The organism is Streptomyces boninensis, from assembly GCF_048572725.1.
GTDB lineage: Bacteria > Actinomycetota > Actinomycetes > Streptomycetales > Streptomycetaceae > Streptomyces > Streptomyces boninensis.
In genome coordinates this window covers 4,565,179-4,587,006 of the sequence record NZ_CP183837.1, presented here as the reverse complement: position 1 = coordinate 4,587,006, position 21,828 = coordinate 4,565,179, and the positions used below count along the sequence as shown (strand labels likewise).

21 protein-coding genes are annotated in these 21,828 nt (G+C 70.3%); 16 read left to right on the top strand and 5 right to left on the bottom strand.

All coding sequences use genetic code 11. From position 1 onward, the window contains the following. The first annotated feature begins 27 nt into the window (after positions 1-27). From ACNNMR_RS20850 to ACNNMR_RS20835, 4 genes are read left to right on the top strand one after another with little or no spacing between them, the layout of a single operon-like run. Entirely contained in the window at positions 28-828 is an 801-nt protein-coding gene (locus ACNNMR_RS20850) for an acetoin reductase (protein WP_419996165.1), read from the top strand. A gap of 41 nt (positions 829-869) precedes the next feature. Then, the gene (locus tag ACNNMR_RS20845) at positions 870-1,907 is read left to right on the top strand and encodes an NAD(P)-dependent alcohol dehydrogenase (RefSeq protein ID WP_419996164.1); all 1,038 of its coding nucleotides are present in this window, start codon (positions 870-872) and stop codon (positions 1,905-1,907) included. A 7-nt stretch (positions 1,908-1,914) separates the two neighbouring features. After that, complete coding sequence (locus tag ACNNMR_RS20840; protein ID WP_419996163.1) at positions 1,915-2,913, top strand: amidohydrolase family protein; 999 nt, start codon at positions 1,915-1,917, stop codon at positions 2,911-2,913. After that, positions 2,910-3,608 (top strand): iron-sulfur cluster assembly protein, encoded by a 699-nt coding sequence (locus ACNNMR_RS20835; RefSeq protein WP_419996162.1) that lies wholly within the window; start codon positions 2,910-2,912, stop codon positions 3,606-3,608. The genes ACNNMR_RS20840 and ACNNMR_RS20835 overlap by 4 nt, the downstream gene beginning before the upstream one ends. A 9-nt stretch (positions 3,609-3,617) precedes the next feature. Here ACNNMR_RS20835 and ACNNMR_RS20830 read toward each other — a convergent pair whose 3' ends face one another. Then, positions 3,618-3,836: a DUF2277 domain-containing protein gene (locus tag ACNNMR_RS20830; RefSeq protein WP_419996161.1), complete on the bottom strand. Its 219-nt coding sequence runs from the start codon at positions 3,834-3,836 to the stop codon at positions 3,618-3,620. Positions 3,837-3,986: 150 nt separating this feature from the next. Here ACNNMR_RS20830 and ACNNMR_RS20825 point away from each other — a divergent pair, with 150 nt between their 5' ends. From ACNNMR_RS20825 to ACNNMR_RS20800, 6 genes are all read left to right on the top strand, one after another. Then, the gene (locus tag ACNNMR_RS20825; RefSeq protein ID WP_419996160.1) at positions 3,987-5,399 is read left to right on the top strand and encodes a family 2B encapsulin nanocompartment shell protein; all 1,413 of its coding nucleotides are present in this window, start codon (positions 3,987-3,989) and stop codon (positions 5,397-5,399) included. Continuing rightward, positions 5,399-7,639 (top strand): terpene synthase family protein, encoded by a 2,241-nt coding sequence (locus tag ACNNMR_RS20820; protein WP_419996159.1) that lies wholly within the window; start codon positions 5,399-5,401, stop codon positions 7,637-7,639. The genes ACNNMR_RS20825 and ACNNMR_RS20820 overlap by 1 nt, the downstream gene beginning before the upstream one ends. 120 nt (positions 7,640-7,759) lie before the next feature. Then, complete coding sequence (locus ACNNMR_RS20815; RefSeq protein ID WP_419996158.1) at positions 7,760-7,954, top strand: hypothetical protein; 195 nt, start codon at positions 7,760-7,762, stop codon at positions 7,952-7,954. Between the two features lie 123 nt (positions 7,955-8,077). Further along, complete coding sequence (locus ACNNMR_RS20810) at positions 8,078-9,748, top strand: bifunctional 3'-5' exonuclease/DNA polymerase (protein ID WP_419996157.1); 1,671 nt, start codon at positions 8,078-8,080, stop codon at positions 9,746-9,748. Between the two features lie 962 nt (positions 9,749-10,710). Next, positions 10,711-11,553, top strand: coding sequence for a nitrilase-related carbon-nitrogen hydrolase (locus ACNNMR_RS20805; RefSeq protein ID WP_419996156.1), 843 nt, complete (start codon positions 10,711-10,713; stop codon positions 11,551-11,553). A gap of 172 nt (positions 11,554-11,725) precedes the next feature. Next, on the top strand, positions 11,726-11,965 hold the full coding sequence (locus ACNNMR_RS20800) for a DUF397 domain-containing protein (RefSeq protein ID WP_419996155.1): 240 nt from the start codon (positions 11,726-11,728) through the stop codon (positions 11,963-11,965). A 33-nt stretch (positions 11,966-11,998) separates the two neighbouring features. Here the strand turns inward: ACNNMR_RS20800 and ACNNMR_RS20795 are convergent, their stop codons facing one another. Continuing rightward, a complete protein-coding gene (locus ACNNMR_RS20795) occupies positions 11,999-12,532 on the bottom strand; it encodes an ATP-binding protein (protein WP_419996154.1) in 534 nt (177 codons plus the stop codon). 286 nt (positions 12,533-12,818) lie between these two features. Between ACNNMR_RS20795 and ACNNMR_RS20790 the strand changes: the two genes are divergently transcribed. From ACNNMR_RS20790 to ACNNMR_RS20780, 3 genes are all read left to right on the top strand, one after another. Continuing rightward, positions 12,819-13,682: a Scr1 family TA system antitoxin-like transcriptional regulator gene (locus ACNNMR_RS20790; RefSeq protein ID WP_419996153.1), complete on the top strand. Its 864-nt coding sequence runs from the start codon at positions 12,819-12,821 to the stop codon at positions 13,680-13,682. A 61-nt stretch (positions 13,683-13,743) separates the two neighbouring features. Continuing rightward, positions 13,744-15,216 carry an aldehyde dehydrogenase family protein gene (locus tag ACNNMR_RS20785; protein ID WP_419996152.1) on the top strand — a complete coding sequence of 491 codons (1,473 nt, stop codon included), beginning with the start codon at positions 13,744-13,746 and terminating at the stop codon, positions 15,214-15,216. A gap of 94 nt (positions 15,217-15,310) precedes the next feature. After that, positions 15,311-15,742, top strand: a complete 432-nt coding sequence (locus tag ACNNMR_RS20780) for a CBS domain-containing protein (protein ID WP_419996151.1) — start codon at positions 15,311-15,313, stop codon at positions 15,740-15,742. Between the two features lie 63 nt (positions 15,743-15,805). Here ACNNMR_RS20780 and ACNNMR_RS20775 read toward each other — a convergent pair whose 3' ends face one another. Continuing rightward, complete coding sequence (locus ACNNMR_RS20775) at positions 15,806-17,734, bottom strand: hypothetical protein (RefSeq protein WP_419996150.1); 1,929 nt, start codon at positions 17,732-17,734, stop codon at positions 15,806-15,808. A gap of 133 nt (positions 17,735-17,867) precedes the next feature. Here ACNNMR_RS20775 and ACNNMR_RS20770 point away from each other — a divergent pair, with 133 nt between their 5' ends. The 3 genes from ACNNMR_RS20770 (at position 17,868) to ACNNMR_RS20760 (ending at position 20,342) form a co-directional block, all read left to right on the top strand. Beyond that, entirely contained in the window at positions 17,868-18,494 is a 627-nt protein-coding gene (locus tag ACNNMR_RS20770) for a PadR family transcriptional regulator (RefSeq protein WP_419996149.1), read from the top strand. A gap of 79 nt (positions 18,495-18,573) precedes the next feature. Continuing rightward, on the top strand, positions 18,574-19,545 hold the full coding sequence (locus tag ACNNMR_RS20765; RefSeq protein ID WP_419996148.1) for an ATP-binding cassette domain-containing protein: 972 nt from the start codon (positions 18,574-18,576) through the stop codon (positions 19,543-19,545). Beyond that, positions 19,542-20,342: an ABC transporter permease gene (locus ACNNMR_RS20760; protein WP_419996147.1), complete on the top strand. Its 801-nt coding sequence runs from the start codon at positions 19,542-19,544 to the stop codon at positions 20,340-20,342. Before ACNNMR_RS20765 ends, ACNNMR_RS20760 begins: the two co-directional genes overlap by 4 nt. 12 nt (positions 20,343-20,354) lie before the next feature. Here the strand turns inward: ACNNMR_RS20760 and wrbA are convergent, their stop codons facing one another. Together wrbA and leuE are read right to left on the bottom strand one after the other, a co-directional pair. After that, a complete protein-coding gene (gene wrbA, locus ACNNMR_RS20755; protein ID WP_419996146.1) occupies positions 20,355-20,984 on the bottom strand; it encodes an NAD(P)H:quinone oxidoreductase in 630 nt (209 codons plus the stop codon). 19 nt (positions 20,985-21,003) lie between these two features. Beyond that, entirely contained in the window at positions 21,004-21,678 is a 675-nt protein-coding gene (leuE, locus tag ACNNMR_RS20750; protein WP_419996145.1) for a leucine efflux protein LeuE, read from the bottom strand. Positions 21,679-21,828 lie beyond the last annotated feature (150 nt).

Genomic DNA, 21,828 nt, shown 5'->3' with positions numbered 1-21,828 from the left:
CGAAGCCAGCCTCAGCAGGGAGCCGCAATGACCACCCAGCCAAGCGCCAGCGCCCCCCGCACCGCCATAGTCACCGGCGCCGCCCGCGGCATCGGCCGCGGCATCGCCGAGCGCCTCGCCGCCGACGGCCTCGACGTCGCCGTCTCCGACCTCCCCGCCATGCGCGCCGAGCTCGACGAGGTCGCCGCTGCCATCGAGAAGACCGGCCGCCGCGCCCTCGCCGTCACCGCCGATGTGACCAGCAAGGACGACACCGACGCCCTGATCCAGGCCGCCGCCGGACACTTCGGCAAGGTCGACGTCTACGTCGCCAACGCCGGCATCGCCCGCGTGACATCACTCCTCGACACCAGCCCCGAGGAGTTCGACCAGATCATGGACGTCAACCTGCGCGGCGTCTTCCTCTCCTACACGGCCGCCGCCCGCCAGATGATCGCCCAGGGCACCGGCGGCAAGATCATCGGCGCCGCGTCCATCGTCGCGTACCGCCCCTTCGCCCTCCTCGGCCCGTACTCCGCCTCCAAGTGGGGTGTCCGCGGCCTCACTCAGGCCGCCGCCATGGAGTGGGCGCAGCACGGCATCACCGTCAACGCCTACTGCCCGGGCATCGTCGGCACCGCCATGTGGGAGCTCATTGACGAGAAGCTCGCCCAGGCGGAAGGTCTGCACAAGGGCCAGGCCATCAAGAAGTACGCGGAGGGCATCGCCCTCGGCCGGGTCGAGGAGCCCGCGGACGTCGCCGCCTTCGTCTCCTACCTGGCCTCGCCCGACTCCGACTACATGACCGGGCAGTCGGTCATGATCGACGGCGGCATCCAGTTCTCCTGACCTGCCCGTATGCGAAGGAACAAGGAGGAGGGACCGCCCGCATGAAAGCCATCAGACTGCACGCATACGACCGCCACCCCACCGTCGAAGAGGTCCCCGAGCCCGTCCTCTCCAGCCCCCTCGACGTGATCGTCGAGATCGGCGGCGCCGGCCTCTGCCGCACCGACCTGCACATCATCGAGGGCCAGTGGGAGCAGAAGTCCGGCGTCAAACTGCCGTACACCCTCGGCCACGAGAACGCCGGCTGGGTACGGGAGACCGGCTCCGGCGTCACCCACGTCAGGCCCGGCGACCCGGTCATCCTGCACCCGCTCGCCACCTGCGGCCTGTGCCGCCCCTGCCGGTCGGGCGACGACGTGCACTGCGCCAACTCCGCGTTCCCCGGAATCGATTCGGATGGCGGCATGGCGGAGCTGCTGCTCACCAAGGCCCGCTCGGTGGTCAAGCTCGACCCCAGCCTGCAGCCCGCCGATGTGGCGGCGCTCGCGGATGCGGGCCTCACGGCGTACCACGCGGTCCGCAAGGCGGTGCCGCTGCTCTACCCCGGCACCGTCGCGGTGGTCATCGGCGCCGGCGGCCTCGGCCACATCGGCATCCAGTGCCTCAAGGCGCTCACCGCCGCGGAGGTCGTGGTGGTGGACCGCTCGGAGCAGGCCCTCGCCCTCGCCGCCGAGCTGGGCGCCGACCACACCATCCAGGCCGACGGCCGCCAGGTCGAGGCGGTCAAGGACCGCACCGACGGGCAAGGCGCCCACGTCGTCCTCGATTTCGTCGGCGAGCGCGGCACCGAGGCCGAGGGCGTGGCGATGGTGCGCCGGGCGGGCTCGTACTACGTCATCGGCTACGGGGGCGAGGTCCGGGTCCCGACCATCGACATCATCTCCAGCGAGATCAACGTCATCGGCAACCTCGTCGGCAGCTACAACGACCTCGACGAGCTGATGACCCTGGCGGCCCAGGACAAGGTCCGCCTGCACACCCGCACTTACCCCCTCGACGCGGTCGCCGACGCCATGGCCGACCTCGACGCGGGCCGGCTGCAGGGGCGGGGCATCCTCGTACCCGCGAAGGAGCGATGAGTCAGACATGTACGAGAAGGATGGCGAGCGGTACTTCGTGGTCGACGGCCACATCCACTTCTGGGACGGCAGCCCGGCCAACCAGGCGAACCGTTACGGCAAGGGCTTCATCGAGTGCTTCTACGACTACCACCGCAACCTCTCCCCGAAGGAGTGGCTGTGGCCGCTGGAGAAGTTCGCGAAGCCGACCGAGGACGACCTGCTGCACGACCTCTTCGAGACGGGGTACGTGGACAAGGCGATCTTCCAGCCCACCTATCTGACGGACTTCTACATCAACGGCTTCAACACCACCGAGCAGGACGGTGAGGTGGCCGAGCGGCACCCCGGCAAGTTCATCGTCAACGGCTCCTTCGACCCGCGCGACGAGAAAGCGGGCCTCGACCGGCTCGCCGAGCTGGCCGACCGCTGGCAGCTCCAGGGCGTCAAGCTCTACACCGCCGAGTGGCGCGGCGACTCCAAGGGCTGGAAGCTCTCCGACCCGTGGGCGTACCGCTACCTGGAGAAGTGCCAGGAGCTCGGCATCCGCAACATCCACGTCCACAAGGGCCCGACGATCTACCCGCTCAACCGCGACGCCTTCGACGTGGCGGACGTCGACGACGCGGCGACGGCCTTCCCCGACCTGCGCTTCATCGTGGAACATGTCGGCCTGCCCCGGCTGGAGGACTTCTGCTGGATCGCCACGCAGGAGCCGAACGTCTACGGCGGCCTGGCGGTGGCGATGCCCTTCATCCACACCCGCCCGCGCTACTTCGCGCAGATCATCGGCGAGCTGCTGTACTGGCTGGACGAGGACCGGCTCCTCTTCTCCAGCGACTATGCGATCTGGCAGCCGAAGTGGCTGGTGGAGCAGTTCGTGGACTTCCAGATCCCGGAGGATATGCAGGCGGAGTACGGGATCCTCACCCCCGACATCAAGCGCAAGATCCTCGGCCTCAACGCGGCGCGGCTGTACGACATCGAGGTGCCGGCCGAGGTGCCCGCGGCGCGGGCGGCGGCATGACCGGCGCGATGGGCGGGACGACGGGCGGCCTGACCGGCGCGACCCTGGCGGCGCTCAACACCGTCCACGACCCGGAGCTCGATGAACCCATCACCACCCTCGGATTCGTCACGGAGGTGGCCTGCACCGGCACCCACGTGCTGGTCAGGCTCCGCCTGCCGACGTACTTCTGCGCGCCGAACTTCGCGTACCTGATGGCGGCGGACGCGCACGACGCCGTACGACAGGTGCCGGGCGTCGCCTCGCTGGAGATTCGCCTCGAGGACCATTTCGCGGCGACGGAGATCAACGCCGGGGTGGCGGCGCAGTCCGGCTTCGCCGGCGCCTTCCCCGGCCTGGCGACCGACGAGCTGGCACAGCTCCGCGACACTTTCCGCCGCAAGGCCTACCTGGCCGCACTGGAACGCCTCTGCCGCACGCTCCCGCAAACGGCACCCGACCTGGCGACTCTCACCCTGGCGGACATACCCCCATCCCCCCAGCACACGGCCCTGCTCCACCGCCGCAAGGCACTGGGCCTCACGACAGCACCCCACTCACCCCTCCTCCTGGACGAGCACGGCGCCCCGCTGCCCCCTGACCGCCTCCGCTTCGCCCAGGCGGTCAGGGTCAGCATCGACGGCAACGCGGGCCTCTGCCGCGGCCTGCTGACCACCCGCTACGGCGTGGCGGAACCGGCGGCGACCGGCCCCTAGCCGAAGCCCCTAACTCGCCTTCTGCCCCTTCACGACCAGGTGGTCGAGCAGCTCATCCGTGGCCGCGGCGATCTGCTCGACCGCCTTGTCGAAGGCAGCCGCATTGTGTGGTGCGGGCTGCCGGAATCCGGAGATCTTGCGTACGTACTGCAGCGCGGCCGCGTGCGTGTCGTCCTCGGTGACGTCTTCGGCGTACGGCGGGCGCAGCGTCTTGATCGATCGGCACATGCGTACGACGGTACGCCCCGCCACTGACAACGCCCACCGCTGCCGCCGCCCCGAACCGGAAATTGCATATCTCTAGCCATATTCCAAGCCCGTTATGCCTACTCTTTTGAGCGATTGTCGGCCCATCTCCAAGGCTCTAGTTTCGCTGCCATGACGACCTCCCTGGAAGAAGCTCTGTCGCCCACCGCTGAGCAGAACTCCCAGCGCAGCCTCGCCACCGCGGCCGCCCGTAATCTCGCCACCACCACCAAAACGCCTCCGCAGATGCAGGGCATTTCCTCCCGCTGGCTGCTGAAGGTGCTGCCGTGGACCGAAGTGAAGGGCGGCGCGTACCGCGTCAACCGGCGGCTGACCCACACCCTCGGGGACGGCCACGTCGAATTCACGTCAACAGCAGGTGAAATCCGCGTCATCCCCCAGGAGCTCCGCGAGCTGCCCCCGCTGCGCACCGTCGAGGCAGAGCCGGAGGCGCTGGACGCCCTCGCCGGCCGCTTCCGCCAACGCGAGCTGGCCCGCGGCGACGTGCTGGTTACACAAGGCGCCCCCGCCGACCGCGTCGTCCTGATCGCGCACGGCCGCTTTGAGCAGCTCGGCACCGGCAAGTACGGCGACGAGACCGTGCTCGGCGTCCTCGCCGACGGCAGCCACCTCGGCAGCGAGCTCCTCTACGGCGCCGAGGCCGAGTGGCCGTACACGGTGCGCGCCCAGACCTCCGCCACCGTCCTGGAGCTCGACCGCGCCGACCTGCAGGCCTTCCTGGAGAACGCCCCTGCCCTCCGCGCCCATGTGGACGCCTTCCGCGCCATCCCGCAGCAGCGCCAGAACAAGTCGGGCGAGGCCGAGATCGCCCTGACCTCGGGCCACTCCGGCGAGACCGACCTGTCCGGCACCTTCGTCGACTACGAGCTGACGCCCCGGGAGTACGAGCTCAGCGTCGCCCAGACCGTCCTGCGCGTGCACAGCCGGGTCGCCGACCTCTACAACGACCCGATGAACCAGACCGAGGAGCAGCTGCGCCTGACGGTCGAGGCGCTGCGCGAGCGCCAGGAGCACGAGCTGGTCAACAACAAGGACTTCGGCCTCCTCCACAACGCCGACCTCAAGCAGCGCATCCACCCGCGCTCGGGCCCGCCCACCCCCGACGACCTCGACGAACTCATCTCCCGCCGCCGCTCCACCCGCCTCCTGCTCGCCCACCCGCGCACCATCGCCGCCATCGGCCGCGAGTGGAACAGCCGCGGCATCTACCCGGCGATGAGCGAGATCGACGGCCGTACGGTCCCCGCCTGGCGCGGAATCCCCATTCTCCCCTGCAACAAAATCCCGATTTCCCCGCAGCGCACCAGCTCCATCATTGCGATGCGTACGGGAGAGGCCGAACAAGGCGTCGTAGGACTGCACCAGACGGGAATTCCCGACGAAATTCAGCCAGGCTTGAACGCGCGCTTCATGGGCATTGACGAAAAGGCGATCATCTCGTATCTGGTAAGCGCCTACTTCTCCGTCGCGGTGCTCGTACCCGACGCCCTCGGAATTCTTGAGGACGTGGAGATCGGCCACTGATGACCGAGCCGGGCAAGCCGAAAGAGCAGCCCTTCACGCTCCCGGAGCCCTATCGTCCGTATCCCGCGCGGCTGAATCCGCACGTGGAATCGGCCCGGGCCCACTCCCGCGAGTGGGCCCGGTCGCTGGGCATGCTCGAGGGCTCCGGGGTGTGGACGACGGCCGACTTCGACGCGCACGACTATGCGCTGCTGTGCGCGTACACCCACCCCGACGCCACCGCCGACGACCTGGCGCTGGTGACGGACTGGTACGTGTGGGTCTTCTTCTTCGACGACCACTTCTGGGAGCGCTACAAGCGCACCCCGGACCGCGAGGCGGCGACGGCCCACCTGGAGCCGCTGCCGGCGTTCATGCCGGTGGCGGACGGCGCCGCCATCCCGGAGCCGTCGAACCCGGTCGAGGCAGGCCTGGCCGACCTGTGGACGCGCACCGTCCCGCGCATGTCCCCGTCCTGGCGCGCCCGCTTCGCCGCGTCCACCCGCAATCTCCTCAACGAGTCGCTGTGGGAGCTCGCCAACATCGGCGCGGGCCGGATCGCGAACCCGGTCGAGTACATCGAGATGCGCCGCAAGGTCGGCGGCGCACCCTGGTCGGCCGGCCTGGTGGAGGTCTCGGAGCAGGCGGAACTCCCGGCCGAGATCGCCTCGACCCGCCCGGTCCGCGTCCTCACCGACGCCTTCGCGGACGCCGTCCACCTCCGCAATGACCTCTTCTCGTACGTCCGGGAGGTCGAGGAGGAGGGCGAGCTGAGCAATGGCGTGCTGGTCCTGCAGACCTTCTTCGACTGCACGACCCAGGAGGCCGCGGACGCCGTCGGCGACCTGATCACATCCCGGCTGCACCAGTTCGACCACACGGCTCTCACTGAACTACCGGCGGTATGTGCGGAGTCGGGCCTGTCCCCGGAGCAATCGGCTGCGGCGGCGAAGTACGTCAAGGGCCTCCAGGACTGGCAGGCAGGCGGCCTGGAGTGGCACCTGCGCTCCAGCCGCTACAGCTACGAGCGGAGCAACGAGCCGGTCCTGGCGCTGCCGGGCCCCCTGAACGCGGCCACCACCCTGCGCGCGGAGAAGGCACGAGCGCGCAGTTTCAGCCATCTCCCGTACCGCCGCACAGGCCCGTACCAACTCCCGCCCATGGACATGCCCTTCCCGCTCACCCTGAGCCCGCACCTGGCCGGCGCCCGCCGCCGCCTCGTCGCCTGGGCCCACCGCATGGGCATCCTCAAGCCGCAGCCCGGCATCCCCCACTCCCACGTCTGGGACGAGGCCCGCCTCCGCGACACCGACCTGCCGCTCTGCGCCGCCGGCATCCACCCCGACGCCACCCCCGACGACCTCGACCTGACCGCGGGCTGGCTCGCCTGGGGCACGTACGCCGACGACTACTACCCCGCCGTCTACGGCCGCCCCCGCGACCTGGCGGGCGCGCGGGCCGCCACGGAGCGGCTGCCCGCCTTCATGCCACTCGACGACCCGGCGGCCACACCTCCGCCCCGCAGTGCGCTGGAGCGCGGCCTCGCGGACCTGTGGACCCGCACGGCGACGCCGCTGCCGCCGTCCGCCCGCGCCCTGCTGCGCACCTCCGTCGAGGACATGCTGCACAGCTGGCTCTGGGAGCTGGACAACCAGGCGGCGAACCGGGTCCCCGACCCGGTGGACTACCTGGAGATGCGCCGGGCCACCTTCGGCGCGGACCTCACCAAGGTGCTGTGCCGGCTGCGGCGGACGGAGGACATCCCCGGGGAGGTGTACGGGGCCGGGCCCGTGCAGTCGCTGGAGAACGCGGCCATCGACTACGCCTGCCTCCTCAACGACGTCTTCTCGTACCAGAAGGAGATCGAGTACGAGGGGGAGGTGCACAACTGTGTGCTGGTGGTGCAGGACTTCTTCGGCTGCGACTATCCGACGGGCGTGGCGATCACCGGGGATCTGATGCAGGGGCGGATGGACCAGTTCCGGCACGTGGCGGAGGCGGAGCTGCCGGTGCTCTGCGACGACCTGGGGCTGGACGAGGCGGCGCGGGGTGGGCTGGACGCGTACGTCCGTGACCTGCAGAACTGGATCGCGGGGATCCTGAACTGGCACCGGCATGTCCGCCGCTACGGGGAGGCCGACCTGCGGCGGCATGCGGGTGGGCCAGGTGCGGCGCTGCCGGTGCCGTCGGGGCGGGGGACGGCGGCGGCGCGGCTGGCGTCGGAGGTGGCGCTGAGCGGGCTGGGGCCCGCGGGTCCTTAGTTCGTACCCATATGGCGGACGGGTGCTTCCCCCGTCCGCCCCTATTCGCTGCGCGACACTGACGGCGTGTTGACGGCAAGTGCGATGGCGAACGGTGCGCAAGGGGCGCACGGCGATCCCATGGCGATCTCGATCTCGGTGGTGCTGCTGCTCCTGGTCCTCGCGATCGTCTTCCTCCGCAGCGGCTCCCTGAAGGTGACGCACGCGGTGGTGTGCGTGCTCCTCGGCTTCTACCTGGCGAGCACGGCCATGGCACCGACGATTCAGACGGGGCTGGATGCTACGGCGAATGTGGTGAGCAATATCCGGCCGTAGGGCCGGGCGTCCCGTCTCTCGGGGGCAGGCGTCCCGCTGGGCGGGACGGGTGGGCCCGGACGTTTCCGGCGCCCGCCGATGCGACGGGCACCGTTGTCAGACCCACGCGCTAGCGTTCGAGACATGCGGTGGGCACTGGCTGAGGAGGCTGACGGGAGGGTGCGCACCCGCCCGCTCGCGGCTGACGGCTCCCCCGCGGGCCCCGTGACCGACCACGCCGACCTGCCCTCGGCCGTACGGTCCGCGCCGGAGGCGATGCGCTGGGTCTGGCCGGCGACCGCGGCCGTCTACCCGCGGCTGCTCGCCGCAGGCGTCCGCGTCGACCGCTGCTATGACGCGGAGGCGGCGGAGACCCTGCTCCTCGCCCACGAGGGCATGAGCGGCCTCCCCCGCTCCCTCCCCGCCGCGTACGCACGGGTCCGCGGCCTGCCCGTACCGGAGGACCCGCCCCCACGCGACCCCTCCGCCCCACCCTCGCTCTTCGACCCGGCCCCACCCCCGCTGCCCCCGGCCACATCCGCCCTCGACGCCCTCCAGCAGGTCTACGCCGACCAGCTCACCCGCACGCAGGCCACCCCGCACCCCGACCGCATGACCCTCCTCATCGCGGCTGAGTCCGCCGGCTGGCTGGTGGCCGCCGAGATGCACCGCGCGGGCCTCCCCTGGCGCGCCGACATCCACGACGCCCTGCTCACGGAGCTGCTCGGCGGCCGCTACCCCGGCGGCCTCGAACCCCCGCGGCTGGCCGAGCTGGCGGCGGAGGTCTCGGCAGCGCTGGGCGTACGGATCCGCCCCGACCTGCCCGCGGACGTCCTCCGCGGCTTCGCGAAGGCGGGCGTGAAGCTCCGCTCCACCCGCAAGTGGGAGCTGATGGAGATCGACCATCCGGCGGTGGCTCCGCTGCTTGAGTACAAGCGGCTGTATCGCCTGCACACTGCGCATGGCTGGTCGTGGCTGCGGCAGTGGGTGGATCCGGATGGGCGTTTCCGGCCTGAGTACGTGCCTGGTGGGACGGTGTCGGGACGGTGGACGACCAATGGTGGTGGGGCGCTGCAGATTCCGAAGGTGATCCGGCGGGCGGTGGTTGCGGATCCGGGGTGGCGGTTGGTCGTCGCGGACGCCGCGCAGATGGAGCCGCGGGTGCTGGCGGCGATCTCCCGGGATCCGGGGCTGATGCAGGCGGCGTCCACGGACCGCGATCTGTACGGGCAGCTGCCCGGCGGCCGTGATGAGGCGAAGCTGGCGCTGCTGGGGGCGATTTACGGGCAGACGTCGGGGGATGCGCTGAAGCACATGGCGGTGCTGCGGCGGCGGTATCCGGCGGCGATCGCGTACGTCGACGATGCGGCGCGGGCAGGCGAGGAGGACCGGCTGGTCCGCACGCACCTCGGCCGCACGTGTCCGCCTTCGGCGGCGGCTGAGTCGGTGGCGGGGGAGGCGGGGCTTCCGCAGGAGCAGGCTGGGGAGGCGGCGGATGGAGGGCCTCCGCAGAGCAGTGCGACGGCGCGGGCTCGGGGGCGGTTCACGCGGAACTTTGTGGTGCAGGGGAGTGCGGCGGACTGGGCGGTGTGTGTGCTTGCTCAGCTGCGGGGGTTGTTGGCGGGGTGGGAGGCTGAGCTGGTGTTTTTCCAGCATGACGAGGTGATTGTGCACTGTCCGGTGGGGGAGGTGGGGGGTGTGGTGGAGGCGATTGGGGAGGCGGCGCGGGGGGCTGCGATGGTCGCCTTTGGCGATACGCCGGTGGCGTTTCCGTTTACGACGGTGGCTTGCGGTGCGTATGCGGAGGCTAAGTAGGGGGTTGTGCCCACCCGCCCGCCCGTTGCTGTGTGCGGCAGGGCGCGCCCTGGTTTGGGTGGGTGGGCCGGGGCCGGGGTTCCACGACACCACCGAAAAAACGTGGTGGTCGGTTCGCTGCTCGGTGCTGGGTTTTTTCGGCGGCGTCGTTCCACCCCGGCCCCTCCCTGGGTGGGGCGGCCTGCGGTCAGCCGGGTGGGTGGGGTGCGGGTGGCTTGGCATCGGATGGTGGCGGCGGCGTCGCCGGGTTGCGGTGGGGTGCGGTGCGAGTGGGGTTGGCGGGCCGCGGAGGGGTGGGGGCGGCTGGTCCCCCCGGGCGGCCGGGCGGCGGTGAGGGGGTGGGGAGGATGCGACCCGGGGGCGGGTGTGGGGGCGGGGCGGCCGGGCGGCCGGGCGGCGGTGCGGAGGATCCGCCCCGGAGGCGGGGGCAGGGGGTGCGACCCGCAGGGGTCGGGGTGAGGTTGGGGTGGTCCGGCGGTCGCCGGCGCTGCGGAGGGTGTGGCCCGGAGGGGCTGCGGGAGCGTGGCCCGGCACCGGGACTAGGGCAACCAACGTCTAGCGGAGCAGCCCCTCCGGGCCGCACCCGGAACCACAGACCCGACCACCGCGTAGCCCCCCGCGCCAGCCGCACCCGGAACCACCAAGCCGACCCCGCGCACCACCCCCCCAAACCGCACCAGGCCGCGCGGCAAGCACACACGCACAATCAAGCCCGCCCGGCGCTTGAGGGCGAGCGCCGCCAGGCGCGATTGCCCAGGGCGCAGCAACCGCCGTCCGCCGGGCCGGACCACGCGCAAATCAAGCCCGTCCGGCGTTTGAGGACTCCGTGCGGAGCACAGGATGCCCGCCGCAGGCGGATTGTGCATGCGAGCGGCTCCATTGCCGCCGTCGCGCCCCGGTGTCAACCGGTCTGGCATGATTTGGAGCATTAGTCCCAAGGAGTCGAGAGGAAGGCGCAAGCCATGCGCATTGCCCTGGCGCAGACCGATTGCATCCTCGGCGACGTCGAGGGCAACCTCGACGTCCATCGTGAGCAGATCGCCCAGGCTGCCGCCCAGAGTGCCGATCTCGTCGTCTTTCCCGAGCTCAGTCTGAATGGCTATCACCTCGGGGCGCTCCGCCAGGACACCTCCCTCGAGCTCAAGGATCCGCGCCTGCTCGAGCTCGGCGCGCAGGGGCCGGGCGTGCTGGCCGGGTTTCACGAGCACACGAGCCTGCGGGCGTACAACACCTCCGCCTATTACGCCGAAGGCGATGTCGTGCATGCGCACCGCAAGCTCTACCTGCCGAACTATCTCGCCTGGGAAGAGCGCAAGCACGTCAGCCCGGGCCAGAGCATGCGCGCCTTCGATCTGCCCACCGTCGCCGGCGGCCGCGCCGCCACGCTGATCTGCAATGACGCCTGGCAGCCCGTGATCCCCTGGACCGCTGTCCAGGACGGCGCCGAGGTGCTCTTCATCCCGGTGAACAGCGCCGCCAGCCTGGACCCGGAGTCCATGGACACCGAGCGCTACTGGGACACCCTGCTCTCGTACACCGCGATCATGCTCCAGTGCTGGGTCGTCATGGTGAATCGGGTGGGAAACGAGCACGGGGCGTCCTTCTGGGGCGGGTCCCGGGTCATCGATCCGCGCGGGAATGTCGTCGCGCAGGCGCCGAAGTGGGAGCCGGCGTTGGTGACCGTAGACATCGACGTGCATGAGGCACGACGGAACCGACGCAGCGTCCCGCTCGTCGCAGAGGCACGGCTCGGGCTGGTCGCACGTGAGGTACGCCGCCTGATTGACGAGGGCGGCGACAGCTGAGCAGCGGCTCAACTCGCCGGCCCGTTTAGTCACATTCGCACAATCGCAGCACTCCGGGAACACAGCGGAATCACACGTTCACCACGCGTGCACGTGCATTTGCCCGTGCAGACGCACGTCAACACGGCTATGATCCACGACAGTTGACCCCGGCAACGAGCTTGGAGAGACCGTGATCCACGCATACAACGGCATGGCGGCCAGGGATCTCCGGGGCGCCGTGTGGCAGAAGAGCAGGCACAGCAACTCCCAGGGCACCTGCGTGGAGTTCGCCAAGCTGCCGGGCGGCCAGGTGGCCGTGCGCAACTCCCGCTTCCCGGACAGCCCCGCCCTCGTCTACACCCCAGCGGAGATAGAGGCGATGCTGCTCGGCATCAAGGACGGCGAGTTCGACCACCTGATCGACAACTGAGCGGATTGCGGAGCGGACCGAAAAACGGCGGACCTACGCGGGCTCCGGCCCGCCAGGCAGCGAGAACAGCGCCCACACCACCTTCCCCCGCAGCGACCCGGCCAGCGGATGCCAGCCCCAGCTGTCGCTGAAGGAGTCCACGAGAAAGAGACCGCGCCCGGACTCGGCGGAGAAGTCCGCCTCCCCGGCCACCGGGCTGTCGGCGCTCGGGTCGCGCACAGCGCACACCAGCCGCGACGCCCAGCGCATCAGATGCAGGCGTACGGGTGGCGCGTCGGAGTCCGCGGGGGCCGCTTCCTCGGCGGAACGCGCCCCCTCGGGCGCATCGTGCGGCAGCGCGTGCCGCAGCGCGTTCGTCACCAGCTCGGACACCACCAGCGCGACATCGTCGCTCAGCCCGTCCAGCTCCCAAGTGTGCAGCGTGTCGCGCGTAAACTCGCGGGCGCCGCCCACCGCTTCGTACGCCGCAGGCAGGGCACAGGAAGCCGCGCCGGACACGGCGCCAGGGTCGATCGGCGGCAGACCCTGCCATAAGGGGTCGAGCATGATCGATGCTTCGGTCCCCATGGCCTTCATGCGAGGCACTCCCAGGTCGCGGCTGACGTCACCCTTCACATGCTGTGCGGTGGCCCATCGTTCCGAATGCGTACGACAGATGCAAGGGCAGATGCACGTGCACCCGACGTAATGCGTACCCCTGTCCACATCTGGGAGTCATGCCTGGCGCAAGGGAGTCCACTTGCGTAATCATTCGGGCACGCAATGGAGCGTAAACATGGCACACTTGGCCGATGGCTTCGGGGGAGCCAACTGGGAAGGGGCCTAGTCGACGAGGCAGTGGGAGGGCTCTGAGATGGCCATGGACTCATCGAGCGGTTCGGTGGTGCGCCGGATTCTGCTTGGGTCCCAGCTCAGACGGCTGCGCGAGGAGCGCGGGATTACGCGGGATGCCGCCGGCTATGCGATCCGGGCATCCGAATCCAAGATCAGCAGGATGGAGCTGGGGAGGGTGAGCTTCAAGACTCGCGACGTGGAGGACCTGCTGACGCTCTACGGAGTCACCAACGAGCGGGAGCGCGAGGCCCTGGTCGGCCTCGTCCGGCAGGCCAATGTCGCGGGCTGGTGGCACAGCTACAGCGACGTGCTGCCCGGCTGGTTCCCCACGTATGTGGGCCTGGAGTCGGCGGCCACGGGCATCGACGCCTATGAGGTGCAGTTCGTGCACGGCCTGCTGCAGACGGAGGAGTACGCGCACGCGGTGATCACCGCAGGCCAGCCCGACGCCCCGCGCGCCGAGCTCGAGCGCCGGGTGGGGGTCCGGCTCGAGCGGCAGAAGCGCCTGGTCGCCGAGGATGCGCCGGAGTTCACGGTGGTGCTCGACGAGGCCTCCATCGCCCGGCCGTACGGCGGCCGCGAGGTGATGCGGCGCCAGCTGAGGCACCTCATCGACCTGTCCCACATGCCCAATGTCACCGTGCTGCTGGTGCCGTTCTCGTACGGCGGCCATGCCGCGGAGTCGGGCGCCTTCACCGTGCTCGGCTTCTCCGAGAGCGACCTGCCGGATGTGGCGTACGTCGAGCATCTGACGAGCGCGCTCTATCTCGACAAGCCAGAAGATGTCGGAAAGTATCGCGCGGCGATCGGCCGACTGCAGCGAGTTGCTCAAAACCCGGAAGAAACAAGGCAGTTGCTGGCCGGAATCGCTCAACAGCTCTAGACCAGTCAGTAGCATGTCGTCTCATCGGGGGTCGTGATTCAACGACGAGCACGGAGATGGCATGTCGGGTGGGAATGGGGCCTACTTCGCGGAGCTGGCCTGCCAGTACATCGACGGCAAGTGGCGTCCCGGCGCCGGCTCCTGGGATCTCATCGACGTCAACCCCTACACCGGTGAGCAGCTCGCGGCGCTGACGGTGGCCACGGCCGCCGAGGTCGACCAGGCCTATCGCGCCGCCGAGCGCACCCAGCGCGAGTGGGCGGCGGCGTCCGCGTACGCCCGCAGGCAGGTGCTGGAGCGGGCGCTGAAGGTGGTCGAGGAGCGCGAGGCCGAGATCGCCGCGGCCATCACCGCCGAGCTCGGCGGCACCCAGCTGACCGCGGGCTTCGAGCTGGCGCTGACCAAGGACGCGCTCAGAGAATCGATCCGGCTGGCGCTGCGGCCGGAGGGCGAGGTGCTGCCGTCCCCGCAGGCCGGCAAGGAGAACCGGGTCTACCGCGTCCCGGTCGGCGTCGTAGGCGTCATCACCGCGCACAACTTCCCGCTCTTCCTCGCCATGAAGTCCGTCGCCCCGGCGCTCGCGCTCGGCAACGGCGTGGTCCTCAAGCCGCACCAGCAGGCCCCCATCACCGGCGGCACCCTGCTCGCCAAGATCTTCGACGAGGCCGGGCTGCCGCCCGGGCTGCTGAACGTCATCGTCTCCGACATCGCCGAGATCGGCGACGCCTTCCTCGAGCACCCGGTGCCGAAGGTGCTCTCCTTCACCGGCTCCGGCGAGGTCGGCAAGCATGTCGCGGGCGTCGCCGCGCAGCACTTCAAGCGCACCGTGCTGCAGCTCGGCGGCAACAGCGCGCTGATCGTCCTCGACGACGCGGACGTCGACTACGCCGTCGACGCCGCCGTCTTCAGCCGCTTCGCCCACCAGGGCCAGGTCTGCATGGCGGCGAACCGGCTGCTGGTGGACCGCACGGTCCAGGAGCAGTTCACGGAGAAGTTCGCCGCCAAGGTCCGCACCCTCACCGTCGGCGACCCCGCCGACCCGGCGACCCGGATCGGACCTCTGATCAGCACCCGGCAGGCGGGCGCACTGGCCGGCCAGGTCGAGCGGGCGCTCGCCGAGGGCGCGACCGCGGTGGTACGGGGCGCCACGACCGACGCGCTGGTCGAGCCGACCGTGCTCACGGACGTACCGAAGGATGCCGCGATCCGGCGGCGGGAGCTCTTCGGCCCGGTGGTGATGATCCTGCCGTTCGACGGCGAGGACGAGGCGGTGGCCGCGGCCAATGACAGCCCCTTCGGGCTCAGCGGCGCCGTGCACACCGCGGATGTCGAGCGCGGGGTGCGGGTGGCGCAGCGGATCGAGACCGGGATGTTCCACGTCAACGACGGCACGATCCACGACGAGGCCGTGGTGCCCTTCGGCGGGGAGAAGGCCTCCGGGCTCGGGCGGCTCGGCGGGGAGGCGACGGTGGACGCCTTTACGACGCTGAAGTGGATCTCGATCCAGCACGGCAGGACGCACTTCCCGTTCTGATCTTCACTCGCGCGGCGGCGGGCAGCTCGCCGCAGGCTGCCGGGGCGCTCAGCATGGCGAGGAAGGCTGCCCGACGCCCCGAGGGAGACCGCCGATGACCGCCCCGACCGCCACCACCGCCCGCGAGCTGATGAACCCGGGCGTCGAATGCGTCCAGGACACCGACTCCGTCGCCGACGCCGCCCGCCGGATGCGCGCGCTGGACGTCGGCTGCATGCCCGTCGCCGGACCGGACGGGCAGCTCACCGGCATCATCACGGACCGCGACATCGTGGTCCAGTGCGTCGCCGAGGGGAAGGACCTCACCACGGTCACGGCCGCCGACCTGGTCCAGGGCCCGCCGTTCCACGTGGATGTGAACGCCACCAAGGAAGAGGTGCTGTCCGTGATGGGCGAGCACCAGGTCCGCCGGCTGCCGGTGGTCGAGAACGGGCAGCTGGTCGGCATGATCAGCGAATGCGACTTGGTCCGCGGCCTCGGCCGGGACGACGTGGCCTCGTTCTGCAACGCGGTGTACGGCGTCTGACCCGATACGGCGAACGGCCGGGCCCCGTGACGGGTGCCCGGCCGTTCGCCGTAAGGGGCTGTGTCAGCCCTTGTCCTTGTCCGGCGGCGCCACCGGCACGTGTACCGGCGGCGTGCTGGTGTTGTTGTCCGGGTTCGGGTCCTTGGGCTTCTCGGCCTTTACGGTGACCTGGTTGCCGAGGTCGCTGCCGTCGCCCTTGTAGTCCGGGTCCAGGCGGACGATCATCGTCCAGGTCTTCTCCTTGCCCTTCCCCAGCCTGACCACCGTCCCGCAGGTGACGTCCTGGCCGTTGGCGCTGCAGCCGTCGCCGGACTGGAAGATCAGCCCGTCCGGGAGGGTGTCGGTCGCGGTGACGTTGGTGGCGAAGTCGGGGCCCTCGTTGGCCGCGGTCAGCCGGTACCGGAAGGCGCCGCCCGGGGACACCGGGCCGTCCGTGACGACCTCCTTGGCGGCGGTGATGTCCGCCTCCGGCTCGGTCGGCGGCGCCGGCTCGGCGGCGCAGCTCGGGTCGGTGCTGCCCTCGGCGCAGTTGACGACGTCGGCGATGTCCGGGTCCTCGACCAGCACGTTGTCGCGCAGCCGGTTGTCGCCGGTCGGCGGGTCGTTGACGGTCACCGAGTAGGTGACGGTGGCCTTCTCGCCCGCGCCCAGGTCGCCCTGCCAGCGCACCCGCGGCTCGTCGTACGTCACCGTGCCGGTGCTGGCGTCGGCGTCGGCGTTGTACTTCGCCTGGTCGAGGTTGTCCGACAGGTCGTCGCTGAACTGGGCGTTCGGGTACTCGGTGTCGCTGTCGTTCTGCACCTCGACCGTGTACGTGACCGTGTCGCCCGGCCGGACCGTCGTCGGCTCCGCCGTCTTCGTGTACTTCAGGTCCGGGATCGGCGTCGACAGCGCCACCTGGAACGGCACATAGGTGTCGCCCTTGGTGGAGAAGGTCAGGTCGGCGCAGGTGTCGCCCTGCTTGATGGCGCCGGCCGGGACCTCGAAGGCCTTGGCGTCCATGCCGAGCGAGTTGTCGTAGTCGGGGTCGAGGGCGTGGTCCACCGTGGAGTCGAAGAAGTTGTTCTTGTCTCCGCGGGAGTTGGCCACCGCCTCGCCGTTGACCAGGAACTTGTCGCCGCGCACCCCGCGGTCGCCCTCCAGGGCGGAGGTGGAGGCGTGCGGCGGCCGGCTGCCGGACTTGTAGAAGTCGCAGACCTGGACGGTGGTCGGCGCGTCCTTGGAGCCCTGCTTCACGTGTCCGTAGTAGAGGTCCACCGCGCGGCGCTGCGGGGCGTGCTCCGCGTTCGCCTCGTCGTAGGCGTAGACGATGGTCAGCGACCAGCCGCCGACACAGCCCTGGCCGTCGGGCGCCCAGACGTCGCCGACGTCGACGCGGAACGGCGACCCGTCGGGGGCGTCGCTGAAGAAGTCGGTGACGTCGCTGCGGGCCGAGTAGTAGTGCGGACCGTTCCCGGTGTCCCTGGTGAAGTCGTCGATCGAGACCGCGTTCTCGTCGCCGCCGTTCACGCGGAGGATCGGGGCCGCGCCGTCCGGGCCGGGGGCGGCCGGCAGCTCGGCGGTGTTGCCGCGGCCGATGTCGCACAGGATCCGGTTGTTGCTGCCGTACGTGCCGGCGTTGCCGCCCCACATCAGCTCGGCGTGCACGATCTTGGAGCCGGGCGGGATCTCGTACTGGCCGCTGCTGGAGTTGTAGGTGGCCGTCGCCAGGTCACCGCGCTCCAGACCCTTCATGTAGAGGGTGTTGTTGTTCGTGGTGTCCGAGCCGGTAGCGGCGTTGCACGCGGCCTCGTCCGGGGAGCCGTCGCAGCCGAGCACCGTGTTGCCGCCGGTGATGAAGTCACCGTAGACGGTGTCGTCGTAGACCCTTTCGAAGGGTTTGGTCACCTCGGCGGCGGCCGGGGGCGCCGAGAAGGTGAGCCCGGCGGCCGCCGCCGCCGTGGCGATCAGGGCCGTATGGGCAGCCCTGCGGAGGGTTGAAGGGAGTGCCATGGTCGAAAAAATACGGCAATTCCGGCATTTCGCTTCTGAATCGCTGGCCCGGGCGCGTGTCGGGGCCAGTCGGCTGACGTATGGTCAAAGTTGACTAGAGGGTGATCCTCGGATCCGTACGCAAGGAGGCGGAATGTCGGCCACACGGCTGCTGGTCCTGGGCGCGGTGCGGCTGCACGGGCGGGCGCATGGCTATCAGGTGCGCAATGACCTGCAGTACTGGGGCGCCGACGACTGGTCGAACGTCAAGCCGGGCTCGATCTACCACGCCCTGAAGCAGATGGCCAAGCAGGGCCTGCTGCTCGCCCACGACGTCGCCCCCTCCACCGCGGGCGGCCCGCCGCGCACCGAGTACGAGCTGACCGAGGCCGGCGAGGAGACGTACCTCGCGCTGCTGCGGGAAGCGCTGCGCAGCCGCGACCAGAAGATCGACTCGCTCGCCGCCGGGGTCGGCTTCATGGTCGACCTGCCCCGCGCCGAGGCCGTCGCGCTGCTCAAGGAGCGGCTCGCGGAGATGGAGGAGTGGCGGGCCGCCGTGCTGCAGCACTACTCGCCTCAGGAGGGTGAGGACTTCGGGCACATCGGGGAGATCATGCGGCTGTGGCTGCACACCGCCGAGTCCGGCATGGACTGGACCCGCGGCCTGGTGGAGCGGCTGGAGCAGGGGGCCTTTGTGATGGCGGGCGAGGGCGACCCGTGGGGGGCCGGCGGGTACATCGCCGAGGAGGATCCGCGGCAGGGTGCCGCGGACGACTGTTAATCAAGTTTGACTAATGGAGGGCCCGGGGGCTACCTTCGATCGAGTGGTCAAGTTTGACTACTGATCGAGAGGGAGGCACATGTCCGCCATCGTGGTCGAAGGACTGCGCAAGAACTACGGAGCCAAAGCGGCCCTCGACGGCCTCGACCTGACCGTCCCGCAGGGCGCCGTGCACGGCGTGCTCGGCCCGAACGGAGCCGGCAAGTCCACGCTCGTACGGATCCTGTCGACGCTGCTCCGCCCGGACGCGGGCCGCGCCGAGGTGGCCGGATACGACGTGACGGCCGCCCCTGATGAGGTCCGCTTCCGCATCGGCCTGCTCGGCCAGCACGCCGCGGTGGACGAGCAGCTCAGCGGCCGGCAGAACCTGGAGATGTTCGGCCGCCTCTACCACCTGGGCGGCAAGGCGGCCCGCGCCCGCGCGGCCGAGCTGCTGGAGCGGTTCGAGCTGGCGGAGACCGGAAACAAGGCCATCTCTCAGTACAGCGGCGGCATGCGGCGGCGCCTCGACCTCGCCGCCAGCCTGATCATGGCGCCGAAGATCCTCTTCCTGGACGAGCCGACGACCGGGCTCGACCCCCGCGGCCGTACGGAGGTGTGGCAGGCGGTCCGCTCGCTGGTCGACGGCGGCACGACGGTGCTGCTGACGACGCAGTACCTGGAGGAGGCCGACCAGCTCGCGGACCGTATCTCGGTCATCGACCACGGCCGGGTGATCGCCGACGGCACGGCGACCGAGCTCAAGGCGCGGCTGGGCGGGGACCGTATCGACGTGGTCGTGCACGACGCGGCGCGGCTCGACGCCGCGGCCGCGGTGGTGGGCAAGGCCGCGCGGGCTGCCGAGTACGAGATCGAGACCGACCTGGACGCGCGCCGGGTCGGCGCCCCGGTGGCCGACCGCATCGCGGCCCTCACGGAAACCGTGCAGGGGCTGGCCGCGGCCGGCATCGAGGCGGAGGACATCGCGCTGCGGCGGCCGACCCTCGACGAGGTCTTCCTCCACCTCACCGGCAAGAAGGACTCGGACCAGCAGCAGGAGGCCGCCGTATGACCACCACCGCACTCAAATGGGCCGTTGCCGACGGCTGGACCATGACCCGGCGCGGCTTTTCGCACTGGGCGCGGCAGCCGGGTGCGCAGATCGCCGGGCTGGCGTTCTCCGTCATGCTGCTGGTGGTCTTCTACTACCTTTTCGGCGGTGGCATGACCATCGAGGGCGGCGGGGACTACAAGGAGTTCCTGATCCCCGGGATGCTCGCGCTGACCATGGCCTTCGGCCTGGAGACGACCCTGACCGAGCTCACCCACGATCTCAACAAGGGCGTCATCGACCGCTTCCGCTCGATGCCGATGGCGCGTTCGGCGGTGCTGGTGGGCCGGTGTTTTACGGACATGGCGCAGTCGGTGGTGACGCTGCTCGTGCTGCTGGCCGCCGGGCTGGCCATGGGCTGGCGCTGGCACGGCTCGTTCGGCGCGGCCCTCGCGGCCGTCGGGCTGCTGCTCCTGCTGCGGTTCGCGATGCTGTGGATGGGGATCTACCTCGGCCTGGTCGCGGGTAAGCCGGAGATGGTGATGACCGTCCAGATCCTGGTGTGGCCGATCGGCTTCCTGTCGTCCGCGATCACCTCGCCCGCCTTCATGCCCGGCTGGCTCGGCGCCATCGCCGAGTGGAACCCGATGTCGGCGACGGCCACCGCCGCCCGCGACCTGTTCGGCAATGACGGCGGCGCGACCGGCGGCTCCTGGCCGGTCGAGCACGCGGTGCTGCTGGCCGGGGTCTGGCCGCTGCTGCTGACCGCGGTGTTCTTCACCCTCGCCGTACGGAAGTACCAGCGGCTCAGCCGGTGAAGTACCAGCGGCTCAGCCGCTGAGGCCCGCCTTCACCGCCTTGGTGACCTTCACGACCCGTGCCGCCTGCACCCGTGCGGCGGCGCGGGCCGTGTCGTCCACCGGGATCGAGCCCTGGCCGTCCACATGCGAGGTGCCGTACGGATTGCCGTCCTGGAACTTCTCCGGATCCGTATAACCGGGCGCCACAAGGATGCCGCCGAAGTGGTGCACCGTGTTGTACAGCGCCAGCAGCGTCGACTCCTGCCCGCCGTGCTTCGTGGCCGAGGACGTGAAGCCGCTGTAGACCTTGTCCGCCAGCAGCCCCTGCGCCCACAGCCCGCCCAGGGTGTCGATGAACTGCTTCAGCTGCGCGGTCACGTTCCCGAACCGGGTCGGCGACCCGAAGATCACCGCATCCGCCCACTCCATGTCCTCCGGCGAGGCCTCCTCGATATGCGCGGTGGCCTCCGCGTTCGCCTTCCAGGCGGGATTGGAGTCGATCGCCGCCTGCGGCGCCAGCTCGGCGGCGCGGCGCAGCCGGACCTCCGCGCCCTCGGCCTCGGCGGTCTTGGCGATCTCCTGGGCGACAGCGGCGTTGGTGCCGGTCGACGAGTAGTAGATGACGGCGACGCGTACGGACGTCTCAGCGGCTGTGCTCATACCCGCAGATTAAGGACGATCAGCCCGCACTGCTCATCGAGAGCTTCGCCGCGAAGCCCAGGAAGGCCGTCCCCGCGGCCGCCGACGCCCCCGCGGTCAGCCGCTTGCGGCGGCGGAAGATCGACGCGAGCCGGGTCCCGCTGAAGATCAGGATCGACAGGTACGTAATGGAGAACAGCTGCGCCCAGGCCGCCAGCACGCCGAACGAGACCGCCGGGTGGGCGTACGACGGATCCACGAACTGCACGAAGAAGGAGATGAAGAAGAGGATCGCCTTCGGGTTGAGCAGCGAGACCACGAAAGCGCGGCGGTACGGCCGCTCGGGTGCCCCCCGCGACTCCGCCGCATCCGCCTCCGCCTGCTCGGCGACGGCCTCCTGCGCCCCGCCCTTACGGCGCCACAGCGCCACCGCGCCGCGCAGCATCCCGACCGCCAGCCAGGTCAGATAGCCGGCCCCGGCGAACTTCACCACGGCGAAGGCGGCGGGCGACGCCTGCAGCAGCGAGGCGACGCCGCCCGCGGACAGCGCCATCAGCACCATGTCGCCGCACATCACGCCGCCGGCCGCCTTGTAGGCGGGCCGCACACCGCGGCGGGCGGCGACGGAAACGACGTACAGCGAATTGGGCCCGGGCAGCAGAATGATCAGGGCGAGCCCGGCGAGATACGTCGACAGATCGGTGACTCCAAACACCGGATCAGGTTCACACGGCGGCTCGGCCCGGGGCCAACGAGTTCCGCCCTGCGGACAGTGAGACTCCTCACCCCTGCTGCGCGGCCGCGACGCCCCAGTGACGGGAGCGGCTCGGTGGGCACAGAGTAGGAGGGGTGGCGACCTGCGGAA

Excerpts from the sequence above, each read along its gene's own strand:
- ACNNMR_RS20785 (WP_419996152.1), top strand. The coding sequence starts at position 13,744 with ATGTCGGGTGGGAATGGGGCCTACTTCGCGGAGCTGGCCTGCCAGTAC.
- ACNNMR_RS20830 (WP_419996161.1), bottom strand. The coding sequence starts at position 3,836 with ATGTGCCGATCGATCAAGACGCTGCGCCCGCCGTACGCCGAAGACGTC.
- ACNNMR_RS20805 (WP_419996156.1), top strand. The coding sequence starts at position 10,711 with ATGCGCATTGCCCTGGCGCAGACCGATTGCATCCTCGGCGACGTCGAG.
- ACNNMR_RS20820 (WP_419996159.1), top strand. The coding sequence starts at position 5,399 with ATGACCGAGCCGGGCAAGCCGAAAGAGCAGCCCTTCACGCTCCCGGAG.
- ACNNMR_RS20765 (WP_419996148.1), top strand. The coding sequence starts at position 18,574 with ATGTCCGCCATCGTGGTCGAAGGACTGCGCAAGAACTACGGAGCCAAA.
- ACNNMR_RS20770 (WP_419996149.1), top strand. The coding sequence starts at position 17,868 with ATGTCGGCCACACGGCTGCTGGTCCTGGGCGCGGTGCGGCTGCACGGG.
- wrbA (WP_419996146.1), bottom strand. The coding sequence starts at position 20,984 with ATGAGCACAGCCGCTGAGACGTCCGTACGCGTCGCCGTCATCTACTAC.
- ACNNMR_RS20840 (WP_419996163.1), top strand. The coding sequence starts at position 1,915 with ATGTACGAGAAGGATGGCGAGCGGTACTTCGTGGTCGACGGCCACATC.
- ACNNMR_RS20790 (WP_419996153.1), top strand. The coding sequence starts at position 12,819 with ATGGCCATGGACTCATCGAGCGGTTCGGTGGTGCGCCGGATTCTGCTT.
- ACNNMR_RS20815 (WP_419996158.1), top strand. The coding sequence starts at position 7,760 with ATGGCGATCTCGATCTCGGTGGTGCTGCTGCTCCTGGTCCTCGCGATC.
- ACNNMR_RS20780 (WP_419996151.1), top strand. The coding sequence starts at position 15,311 with ATGACCGCCCCGACCGCCACCACCGCCCGCGAGCTGATGAACCCGGGC.
- ACNNMR_RS20850 (WP_419996165.1), top strand. The coding sequence starts at position 28 with ATGACCACCCAGCCAAGCGCCAGCGCCCCCCGCACCGCCATAGTCACC.
- ACNNMR_RS20810 (WP_419996157.1), top strand. The coding sequence starts at position 8,078 with ATGCGGTGGGCACTGGCTGAGGAGGCTGACGGGAGGGTGCGCACCCGC.
- ACNNMR_RS20825 (WP_419996160.1), top strand. The coding sequence starts at position 3,987 with ATGACGACCTCCCTGGAAGAAGCTCTGTCGCCCACCGCTGAGCAGAAC.
- ACNNMR_RS20835 (WP_419996162.1), top strand. The coding sequence starts at position 2,910 with ATGACCGGCGCGATGGGCGGGACGACGGGCGGCCTGACCGGCGCGACC.
- ACNNMR_RS20795 (WP_419996154.1), bottom strand. The coding sequence starts at position 12,532 with ATGGGGACCGAAGCATCGATCATGCTCGACCCCTTATGGCAGGGTCTG.
- ACNNMR_RS20845 (WP_419996164.1), top strand. The coding sequence starts at position 870 with ATGAAAGCCATCAGACTGCACGCATACGACCGCCACCCCACCGTCGAA.
- ACNNMR_RS20775 (WP_419996150.1), bottom strand. The coding sequence starts at position 17,734 with ATGGCACTCCCTTCAACCCTCCGCAGGGCTGCCCATACGGCCCTGATC.
- ACNNMR_RS20760 (WP_419996147.1), top strand. The coding sequence starts at position 19,542 with ATGACCACCACCGCACTCAAATGGGCCGTTGCCGACGGCTGGACCATG.